The organism is Nonomuraea sp. NPDC049695 (assembly GCF_040674955.1).
In the GTDB taxonomy this organism is placed as follows: Bacteria; Actinomycetota; Actinomycetes; order Streptosporangiales; family Streptosporangiaceae; genus Nonomuraea; species Nonomuraea helvata.
In genome coordinates, this window is sequence record NZ_JBFANV010000171.1 from 1 (window position 1) to 10,396 (window position 10,396).

Here is a 10,396-nt window from a genome sequence, read left to right on the forward strand (position 1 = left end):
AGTGGTGGCCGGCGGGGTGCTCGGCACGCTGACGGAGGAAGGGCTGGACCGGGTGCTGCGACCCAAGGCGGATGCCGCCTGGCACCTGCACGAGCTCACCCAGAAGCATGACCTCACCCACTTCGTGCTGTTCTCCTCAGCCGGGGGGATGGTGCTCGCCGCCGGGCAAGGCGACTACGCGGCGGCCAACGCCTTCCTCGACGCGCTCGCCGCGGATCGCGCCGCCGCCGGGCTGCCCGCCACCTCACTGACCTGGGGAATGTGGGCGGTGGACACCGGGCTCGGCGGGCCGCTGCAGGACACCGACCTGGCCCGGGTCCGCAATCTGGGCATACCGGCGATCTCCGCGGACACCGGGCTGGCGCTGTTCGACGCGGCGCTGCGCGTGCCCGCGCCGGTGCTGGCGCCGATCCAGCCGGACGTCCGCGCGCTGCGCGCTCGTGGCGACGACCTGCCCGCGCTCTTGCGTGACCTCGTGGGCGCGCGCCGTACAACCACCGCGCCCGAACGGACCAACGGGTCGAACGGCACAGCCGGGCTGCGGGAACGGCTGGCCGGGCTGCCTGCCCGGGAGCGGGACCGTATGTTGCTTGAGCTGGTCCAGGCCGAGGCAGCGGTGGCACTCGGGCACGACACCGCGGACGTGATCGACGCCGAGCGCGGCTTCGTGCAGCTCGGCTTCAGCTCGCTGGCCGCCGTCGAGTTGCGGAACCGGCTGCGCCGGCGGACCGGCCTTCCGCTGCCCGCCACGCTCGCCTTCGACCAGCCGAACGCCACCGCGGTCGCCCGATACCTGGCCGAGCGGCTGGCCCCAGCGGAGCCGGAATCTCCCGAGCCTCCTCCCGCCGCGGCGGACGGTCCTTCCTCCGAGGCGGAGGACGAGCGGCTCGCCGCGGCCTCTGCGGAGGAACTCTTCGAGATTCTCGACCGGGAGCTGGGTGGCGACATGTAGCCGAGCTCCTCGAAACCGAGCGGCGTTCCCCCCGGTCACCGGGCAACCCGGCAAAGGCATCATCCTGCCCGGTCGCCGGGGGACGCGGCTGCACCCCGTCATCCGCGGAGTGTCCAAGCGGCTTCTCCCGGTCGACGACGGACCGATCGTTCAGGATCCCGGACGAGACCAGTCCAGAGCCCGCCGGACCGGCATCTGCACCGACCAGCCGTGCCGATGGAGCAGCCTGCCCCCCGACACCGGTCCCTTCGACAGCAGGGCTGTGTGCCGCCCTCACGCCAGGCCTTCCGCCGACGCGTCACCGACCGCTCGTGGACCCGCGGCCGCGCGACGACCGTCCTGGACGACTGCCCGGCCTCGAACCACTCGGCCGCCTGCATCCGTATTCAGGCGGTGCATCACCGGCATCCTGGTGATCACCCAAGCGACCTTCCGCACCTGGCCGGCCTCCGGGAAGAAAAAAGGGCCCGCACATCACATGGATGGCAAGCCCTGGGCCCCGCATGGATGGGGCCGCCCGCGGCGTCGTCCACGACGCCGCGGCCTACCTGTTGGTCCGACCCGCTCTCACCAGCCGCGCCGTACGGTCTCGACGATGTGCGCGCGCTGCTCCTCGGTCACCCACCAGCCCACGGGCAGGCAGACGACGCGCTCCGCCACGCTGTCGAGTCCGGGCAGCAGCGTGGCATACCGGCGGACGCAGGTGTGGGTGTCGTTGCGTTCGTGCACGTTGCTGACCATGATCTCGGCCTCGTCCATGCGCTTCATGAAGCCGGCGCGGTCCTCGACCTTGACGGGGTAGATCCAGAAGGACGACTCGCGATCCTGCCTGCGTTCGGTCAGTTCCAGCCCCGGCACGCCGGCGAGCTCCCGGTCGTAGTAGGCAGCGTGGGCCCGGTGCCGTGCCACGACCTCTTCCGCCCAGTCCAGATTGGCCAGCCCTATCGCGGCGTTGATGTCGGTCATGTGGAACTTGTAGCCCCACTCGGCGACGTCCGGCGGGTTGCGCAGCCGGTCGGCGCTGCGGCTGATGCCGAACCAGCGGAGCAGCGTGGCCCGCTGGTGCAGCTCGTCGTCCGGCAGCACCAGAGCCCCACCGTCACCGCAGGTCAAATGCTTGATCGCCTGGAAGCTGAACATCGCGACGTTGCCGTGGGTACCCAGGCGGCGGCCCTGGTAGGTGGCGCCCCATGCATGGGCGCAGTCCTCGATCACCACGGGGCGGAATCCGAAGGCCGCCTCGGCCTCGTCGAGGATCTTCGCCAGCCGCTCGAGGTCGACCGGATAGCCGGCGAAGTGCACGACGACGATGGCGCGGGTGCGGGGGGAGATTTTGCGGGCCAGGTCGTCGAGGTCGACGTTGAGCGTGGCAGGATCGACGTCCACCCACTTGATGTGCAGCCGGTTGGCGAGGATGGTCCAGTTGGTGGCCTCCATGGTCAGGGGCGTGGAGAGCACCTCGCCATCGTCGTCCCCGCCTGCGGCGACCATGTGGAGCGCCAGGTGCAGCCCCGAGGTGCCACTGTTGACCGTGGCGACGCGCGGGTTGCCGATCCGCTCCGCCAGCGCCCGCTCGAACTCGGCGACCTTGGCGCCCTGACCGATCTGGCCACTGCCGACGACCTCGGCGACCGCTGCCGGAGCCGACTCCGACATGGCGACCTTGAACAGTGGGATCAACGCGGCGCTCCGTTCGGTGTGGCGAGTTCGGCGTAGCGGGCCAGACAGTCGGCGTAGGAAGGCAGGATGCCGAGCTGTTCGGCCTCTTTCAGGGAGGGCGCGGCCCGGTCCTTGTCCGACAGGACGGGCTCATGGTCGCGCGGCCAGGGCAGGTTGAGGTCGGGGTCCAGCGGGTTCACCTCGAAGGAGCTCTCCGGCGACCAGGTGCTGGAGCACAGGTAGAAGACGGTGGCCTGCTCGGTCAGCGGGGCGAACCCGTGCGCGAGCCCTTCGGCGAGGTAGAGCGCGTGCCGGTTGTCCTCGCTCAGCTCCGCCACGACGTGCTCGCCGTACGTGGGCGAGCCGGGCCTGATGTCGACGACGATGTCGCGGACGGCGCCGCTCGGGCAGGTCACGTAGCGGGCCTGGCCTGGCAGGTGGATCGCGTGCAATCCACGGATCGTGCCGCGTGTGGAGACGGAGCAGTTGACCTGGGCCACGGTCAGCGGATGGCCGACGGCCTCGGCGAAGGCAGGCTGCCTGAAGACCTCGAGGAACAATCCTCTGGAGTCGGGGAAGACCTTGGGCTCGACGAGGAATGCCCCGCCGATGCCGAGTTCGCGAATCTGCATATGATCCCCTTTTGACGTTATGTTGGGTCGCCTTGATCCGCGGCGGCAACCCCTACGGCACCCTTATGCGCCTCCCACCAGGGGCGGTTGTTCCGGTACCACTCGACCGTCTCAACCAGGCCTTTCTCGAAGTCCACGGCCGGGCGGTACCCCAGCTCAACGCGGATCTTGATGTCGTCGACGGAGTAGCGGCGGTCGTGGCCCAAGCGGTCCTCGACGAACTCCACGCGCTCCCATCCGGCGCCGCAGGCCTCCAGGAGCAGCCCGGTCAGCTCGCGATTGGTCAGCTCGGTGCCACCGCCGATGTTGTAGACCTCTCCCGGCCGGCCTGCCTGCCGTACCAGCTCGATCCCCGCGACATGGTCGGCCACGTGAAGCCAGTCGCGCGAGTTCATGCCGTCCCCGTACAACGGAACCTTGCCGCCGTCGAGCAGGCTGGTGACGAACAGCGGGATGACCTTCTCGGGGAACTGGTACGGCCCGTAGTTGTTGGAGCAGCGGGTCACCCGCACGTCCAGCCCGTACGTCCGGTGGTAGGCGAGGGCGAGCAGGTCGGCCGAGGCCTTCGACGCCGAGTACGGCGAGCTGGGCGACAGCGGCTGGTCCTCCCCCCAGGAGCCTTCGGGGATGGAGCCGTACACTTCGTCGGTCGAGACGTGCACGAACGTGCCGAGCCCGTGCTCGACCGCCGCCGCGAGCAGCGTGTAGGTCCCCGTCACGTTGGTGCGGACGAACTCCCCCGCACCGCTGATGGACCGGTCGACGTGGGATTCGGCGGCGAAGTGCACCACCTGGTCGTGCGCGGCCACCAGCTCTCCGACGAGGGCGGCGTCGCAGATGTCGCCTCGCACGAACGTGAAGCGGCCGTCGGCGGGCTCCAGGTTGGCCCTGTTGCCCGCGTAGGTGAGCTTGTCGAGAACCGTCAGCGTGCAGTCGCCCCGCTCGGCCAGGGTACGGACGTAGTGGGAGCCGATGAATCCGGCGCCGCCGGTGACCAGGATCCTCATCGCGCGTAACTACTCGCGATGCTCATCACGTACTGGCCGTAGCCGGACTGCGACTGCTCGGCTCCAAGCCGGTAGCACTGCTCCGCGTCGATGAAGTTCATGCGGAGCGCCACCTCCTCCAGGCAGGCGATGCGCACGCCCTGGCGTTGTTCGAGGGTCTGCACGTACTGTCCCGCCTGGAGCAGCGTCTCCGGCGTACCGGTGTCCAGCCAGGCGAATCCTCTGCCGAGATCCACCAGTTTGGCCCTGCCCCGCCGTACGTAGGCCAGGTTCACGTCGGTGATCTCCAGTTCGCCGCGTTCGGACGGCTTGAGATTCTTGGCGATGTCGATGACTTCGTTGTCGTAGAAATACAGGCCTGTGATGGCTCTGTTGGAGAGCGGCTTCGCCGGTTTCTCCGCTATCGAGATCAGGCGCCCGCTCTCGTCGGTCAGCCCCACTCCGTATTGGCCGGGATCGCTCACCGGATACCCGAACAGCACGCACCCCTCCACGTCCTGCGCATTCTCTTCCAGCACCTCCGAAAAGGAGGGTCCGTGGAAGATGTTGTCGCCGAGGATCAACGCGGCCGGGCCGTCGCCGATGTGGGAGGCGCCGATGAGAAACGCCTCGGCTATCCCGTCCGGCGATTCCTGGGAGGCGTAGGAGATGTTCAGCCCGAAGCGGGCGCCGTCGCCCAGCAGCCGGACGAAGTTCGGCAGCTGGTCCGGCGAGGAAATGAGGAGGATATCCCTGATGCCGGCCAACATGAGCACCGATATCGGGTAATAGATCATCGGCTTGTCGCTCACCGGGAGCAGCTGTTTGGAGACCGCGGCGGTGATCGGATGCAGCCGCGTTCCCCGCCCTCCCGCGAGAACGATTCCTTTCACGGCCTTATACCTCTCTGCTGCGTGGAAGTGTCCCGAGGCTAAGCAGGGGCGTAGCGGAGCGGCAAGGTCGATGACCGGAGAGAGGGGGAGCATTAGGGGGGTTGGTGACGGACCGCCAGGCTCCTGTGACCGGCGAATAGGGGACCGTCCGCGCCCGACCGCGAATGAGCACGGTGAGATACCTGAATTAGGGGAGGGTAGGGGCTGACCCGATCTCTCCCTGGCGACGAGAATTTTTCCACATTGACGTCTCCGGGAGGGAGTCCGGCGGTGCGGATTGTCGCTTTCAGCCGTGCCGTCACCGCGATCGTGGCCGCGGTGTTCTCACTCACGCCGGCCGTTCCGGGGCGGGCAGAGCGGGACACAGGGGACGCCTCCACGCGTGAGGTCCCCGGGCTGCGCGAGCCGGTGCGGCTGGTGATGGACCGCTGGGGAGTGCCGCACCTGTACGCGCGCAACACCGACGACGTGTTCCTGGCGCAGGGGTACAACGCCGCGCGGGACCGACTGTTCCAGCTCGACCTGTGGCGGCGGCGCGGCCTCGGCCTGCTGTCGGCCGCCTTCGGGCCTCGTTACGTCGAGCAGGACCGGGCCGCCCGGCTCTTTCTGTACCGCGGGGACATGCAGCGGGAGTGGGCCGCCTACGGGCCGAACACGCGCCGCGCCGTGACCGCGTTCGTCCGCGGCGTCAACGCCTACGTCGACTGGGTCAACGCGCACCCGGAGGCGTTGCCGCCGGAGTTCCGCCGGCTGGGCCACCGGCCGGACCGCTGGCAGCCTGAGGACGTGGTGCGGATCCGCAGCCACGGGCTGGCGCTCAACGCCTACCCCGAGGCGTTGCTCGCGGCCGCGATGTGCTCCGGCGGGCAATCCGCCGCCCGGGCTCTCGTCCGCCTGGAACCCGAGCACGAGGCCCAGGTGCCGGACGGACTCGACCCGTGCTCCGTGCCCGCGGACGCGCTCAACACCTACCTGCTCGGCATCTCACCGGTCACCTTCGACGGCGTCGCGGTACGGTCGGTGCCGCCGTCGCCCGGAGGGTCCAACGCCTGGGCACTCGCGCCGTCGCGTACCGCCACCGGCCGGCCGATCCTCGCCGGCGATCCGCATCGAGCCACCACGGCGCCGGCGCTGCGCTACGTCGCCCACCTGTCCGCGCCCGGCCTGGACGTGATCGGCGCCGGCGAGCCGGCGCTGCCCGGCATCTCCATGGGGCACAACGACCGCGCCGCTTTCGCGCTCACCGTCTTCTCCGCGGACCAGGAAGACATTCAGGTGTACCGCCTGCACCCGGACGACCCGGGCCGCTACCTCTACCGTGATCGCTGGGTGCCCTTCACCACGGTGCGGGAGGATGTGCCGGTGGCCGGCTCGACGCCCCGTCAGGTGGAGCTGCTCTTCTCCCAGCATGGCCCGGTGCTCAAGGTGGACAAGGACCGGGGCCTCGCGTTCGGTCTGCGTACCGCCTGGTCGGAGCCGGGCGCGGCGCCGTACCTCACCGGTCTCGACACCATGACCGCGCGGAGCTTCCCCGAGTTCGCCGCCCGGGCGCGGCGCTGGGTCTCCCCGCCGGAGAACCTGGTCTACGCCGACACCTCGGGCACCATCGGCTGGGTGCCCGGCGCCCTGGTCCCCCGGCGGCCAGGGTACGACGGGCTGCTGCCGGTGCCAGGCGACGGCCGCTACGAATGGGACGGCTTCCACGACGGCGCCGAGTTGCCCAGGGTGATCAACCCCAAGAGTGGCTTCGTCGCCTCGGCGAACGAGTACAACATGCCACCCGGGCACCCGGTGCGCGTCGGCTACGAATGGGAACCGGCGGCGCGCAAGGAGCGCATCGCGGACGTGCTGTCCAGCTCGACCCGGCACACTACGTCCGAGATGGCGCGACTCCAGTTCGACCATGTCGACGAGTACGCCCGGCGCATCGTCGCGGTGCTGCGCGACATTCCTGCCGGTGACGACCCGGACACCGCGGCCGCGCTGCGGCACCTGCGCGACTACGACGGTACGGCGAGCGCCGACTCCCCCGGCGCGGCGCTGTTCGAGCCCTGGCTCTCGGGGTATCTCGGCCCGGCGTTCCTCCGCAAGTTCGTCCCCTCGGCGGTGGCCGCCCGGGTGCCGCGCGCCGACGTCCGGCAGGTGATCGACGCGTTGGAGCGGCCGGACCGCTGGTTCGGACCGGACGGCGCCGCGGTGCGGGACCGGCTCGTGCAGGAGACGCTGAGCGCGGCCTACGCCGCGGTCCGCGGCCGGCTCGGCGCCGACCCGGCCGCCTGGCGCTGGGGAAACCTGCAGCACGCGCTGTTCTCCCACCCCTTGGGCAACCACGTGGGCCCGATCTCACGGGGCGGCTCCGCGACCACGGTGGACGCCTCGACCTATTACCCAGGGGCCTACCAGTCGACGTCCGGCGCCGCGTACCGGATGGTGCTGGACGTCGGAGCCTGGGACAACTCCACCTTTGTGAGCGCCCCCGGCCAGTCCGGGGACCCGGCGAGCCCGCACTACGCGGACCTCACCGCCGCCTGGAGCTCCGGCGCCCAGGTGCCGCTGCTGTACAGCCCGGCCGCGGTCGCGCGGAACACGGAAAGCGTCATCACTCTGGTGCCCGCGGCGTCCGGCCGCGGGTGATCGCCGCGCTCACCGGGCCCACCGGGAGGCGGCGAAGAATCACTGCGGAAGGAACGATGTGGACGAGCGTTGGATCAAGCGATTTCACCCCGCGCCGGACGCCCCGGCGCGGGTCATCCTGCTGCCGCACGCCGGCGGCGCGGCCAGCGCCTACTTCAAGCTGTCCGCCGCGCTGCACCCGGCGCTGGACGCCCACACGGTGCAGTACCCAGGCCGGCAGGAGCGCCGGCATGAGCCGCCCTTGACGGACTTGCGCCTGCTGGCCGCCGGCGTCGCCGATGCGCTCCCCGACGACGGGCGGCCCACGCTGCTGTTCGGGCACAGTATGGGCGCGCTGATCGCCTTCGAACTCGCCCTGCTCCTGGAGCGGCGCGGCGCGGCGCCGCACGCGCTGGTCGCCTCCGGCCGGCGCGCCCCGTCCACCTACCGCGACGAGTGGGTGCACCGGCGAGACCCGGCCGGCGTGGCGGCCGAACTCCGCCGGCTCAACGGCACCGACCCAGTGTTCCTGCAGGACCCGGAGCTGTTCGAGATGGTGCTGCCGGCGCTGCGCGCCGACTACCAGGCGGTGGAGACCTACCAGTGCGCCGCGGACGCCGCGGTCGGCTGCCCGCTGGTCGTCTTCGTCGGCGACGACGACCCGAAGACCACGGTCGAGGAGGCACGCGCCTGGCGCCGGAACACCACCGGCGACTTCGACCTGCGGATCTTTCCCGGGGGGCACTTCTACCTGGACGACCAGGTGGCTGAGGTGACCGACGCGCTCGTCGCACTGTCCAAGTAAGTCACGCTCATCCCAGACCGCGCCGTCCGGGCGAGCCGCGCTCACCCGAACGTCTGAGCTTTCGCGCCGTCCGGATGGGTCACCCTCACCCGGACGTCCTCTCTCGTGCCATCCGGACGAGCCACACTCACCCGGACGTCTGCGCCAGCCATTCCTCGATCACGGCGGCGGTCTGCCGCGCCTCGGACTCCAGGATGCTGAAGTGGTCGGCTGCCACCTCGCGCACCGCCGTGCCGGGGGTGAGGACCGGACGCCAGCCCGCGCCGACGCCCGCGGCCGTCCCGCCGGGCGTCGCCGTCTCCTGGGCGGCGCGGATGTACAGCGTCGGCGCCGCCAGCTCGACCGGCCGCCACTCGGAGAGCAGCGCGGCGTACCAGCCCATCGCGGACAGCCGGGCGGCGGTGAACGGGCCGAACACGGCCTCCCGATCGAGCAGGCCGCCCACGATCGACGACCAGACTGCGGTGCTCTCCCCCGCCCCGGGTACGTGCGTGTCGAGAAGGATCACCGCGGCCGGGCCCTGGCCGGCTTCCGCCAGCGCGCCGGCGAGCGCGTGCGCGAACACCCCGCCCGCGGAGTACCCGACCAGCGCGTACGGCTCCGCGGCGGTCCCGCCGCTGGTCACCGACTGGGCCAGCCCCTGTACGAGGGCGTCCAGCGAGTCCGGCAGGCTCTCCTCCCGGACGAACCCCGGCACCGGCAGCACGGCAAGGTCGCGCACCTCACGGAATTCCGCCGCCAGCGGCATGAACTGGTGCGGCCCGCCGAAGGCCATCGGCGAGTTCAGGCAGAACAGCCGCGGCCGGCGCGAGCCGGTGGCCAGCACCACCGGGGTGCGGGCCGGAGCGTCGGCCGCGTCGTACCGGGGACGGACCGCGGCGGCGGCGTGCAGCAGCGCCATCCCCTCCTCGATCTTGCCGGCGGCGGCCGCCGCGCGGAACAGGCCGCTCAACGTCTCCGCCGCACCCGGCAGATCCTGTGCGGCCGGTCCGTCGCCGTGCGCGGCCTGGCCGTTGGCCGCCGCGACTTCACCAGCCGGTACGCCGAGCGCTGCGGCCGGAGCCGGGGTGATCTCCTCGGCCAGCACCCGGGCCAGCGCACTGGCCGTCGGATAGTCGAAGGCGGCGGTGGCCGGCAGACGGACGCCGGTGTCCGAGTTGAGCGCGTTGCGCAGCTCCATGGCGGCCAGCGAGTCCAGGCCCAGCCCGACCAGGTCCGCATCCGGCTCGACAGGCTCCGGGTCCGCGTGTCCGAGCACCTGGGCCGCCCGCCTCCTGACCAGCTCGACCAGGCGCTCCTGGCGCTCCTCCGGGCCTAGTGCGGCCAGCGACTCCAGCTCGTTCCCGCCCGACGCCGCCGTCGTGCGTCGTACGGCCGATGCCAGGCCCTGGAGCAGCGCGGGAACGCCGTCCGCGCGGGCGCGCACAGCGGCCGGGTCCAGCCGGATCGGCGCCAGCACGGCGGCGTCCGCCCGCCGCGCCGCGTCGAACAACGTCAGCGCCGCGTCCACCGGCAGCGGCAGCATGCCCCAGCGGCGGATCCTCGCCAGGTCGTCGTCGCGCAGTTCGCGTTGCATGCCCGCCTCGCCGCCCCACAGGCCCCAGGCCAGCGTCCGCGCCGGCAGGCCCGCCGCGCGGCGGTGCTCGGCCAGCGCGTTGAGGAAGGCGTTCGCCGCCGCGTAGTTGCCCTGGCCGGGGTTGTCCACCAGCGATGCCGACGAGGAGAACAGCACGAACTCGGCCAGGTCGTGCTTCTGGGTGAGCTCGTGCAGGTGCCAGGCGGCGTCCGCCTTGGGCCCGGCCACCTGGTCGACCAGCTCGGGCGTGAGGTCGGCGAGGACCGCGTTCGCGCTCGTC

At 71.3% G+C, this 10,396-nt stretch carries 9 protein-coding genes; 3 read left to right on the forward strand and 6 right to left on the reverse strand.

The annotated features are described in order from the left end of the window. A partial coding sequence (locus AB0J64_RS55845) for a beta-ketoacyl reductase (protein ID WP_364046511.1) occupies positions 1-952 on the forward strand: 952 nt, incomplete at its 5' end. A gap of 150 nt (positions 953-1,102) precedes the next feature. On the opposite strand, the gene AB0J64_RS55850 is transcribed toward AB0J64_RS55845, so the two are convergent. The 5 genes from AB0J64_RS55850 to rfbA form a co-directional block, all read right to left on the reverse strand. After that, positions 1,103-1,192: a winged helix-turn-helix domain-containing protein gene (locus AB0J64_RS55850; RefSeq protein WP_364046513.1), complete on the reverse strand. Its 90-nt coding sequence runs from the start codon at positions 1,190-1,192 to the stop codon at positions 1,103-1,105. Positions 1,193-1,519: 327 nt separating this feature from the next. Further along, positions 1,520-2,632, reverse strand: coding sequence for a DegT/DnrJ/EryC1/StrS family aminotransferase (locus AB0J64_RS55855; protein WP_364046515.1), 1,113 nt, complete (start codon positions 2,630-2,632; stop codon positions 1,520-1,522). Beyond that, a complete protein-coding gene (rfbC, locus tag AB0J64_RS55860; RefSeq protein ID WP_364046517.1) occupies positions 2,629-3,243 on the reverse strand; it encodes a dTDP-4-dehydrorhamnose 3,5-epimerase in 615 nt (204 codons plus the stop codon). The genes AB0J64_RS55855 and rfbC overlap by 4 nt, the downstream gene beginning before the upstream one ends. A gap of 17 nt (positions 3,244-3,260) precedes the next feature. Then, on the reverse strand, positions 3,261-4,250 hold the full coding sequence (gene rfbB / locus AB0J64_RS55865) for a dTDP-glucose 4,6-dehydratase (protein WP_364046519.1): 990 nt from the start codon (positions 4,248-4,250) through the stop codon (positions 3,261-3,263). Beyond that, positions 4,247-5,122 (reverse strand): glucose-1-phosphate thymidylyltransferase RfbA, encoded by an 876-nt coding sequence (gene rfbA, locus AB0J64_RS55870; RefSeq protein WP_364046521.1) that lies wholly within the window; start codon positions 5,120-5,122, stop codon positions 4,247-4,249. The genes rfbB and rfbA overlap by 4 nt, the downstream gene beginning before the upstream one ends. A 270-nt stretch (positions 5,123-5,392) precedes the next feature. Here rfbA and AB0J64_RS55875 point away from each other — a divergent pair, with 270 nt between their 5' ends. Both AB0J64_RS55875 and AB0J64_RS55880 read left to right on the forward strand, forming a co-directional pair. Next, the gene (locus tag AB0J64_RS55875; protein WP_364046523.1) at positions 5,393-7,756 is read left to right on the forward strand and encodes a penicillin acylase family protein; all 2,364 of its coding nucleotides are present in this window, start codon (positions 5,393-5,395) and stop codon (positions 7,754-7,756) included. Between the two features lie 58 nt (positions 7,757-7,814). Further along, positions 7,815-8,540 (forward strand): alpha/beta fold hydrolase, encoded by a 726-nt coding sequence (locus AB0J64_RS55880; RefSeq protein ID WP_364046525.1) that lies wholly within the window; start codon positions 7,815-7,817, stop codon positions 8,538-8,540. A gap of 127 nt (positions 8,541-8,667) precedes the next feature. On the opposite strand, the gene AB0J64_RS55885 is transcribed toward AB0J64_RS55880, so the two are convergent. Beyond that, a partial coding sequence (locus tag AB0J64_RS55885; RefSeq protein WP_364046527.1) for a KR domain-containing protein occupies positions 8,668-10,396 on the reverse strand: 1,729 nt, incomplete at its 5' end.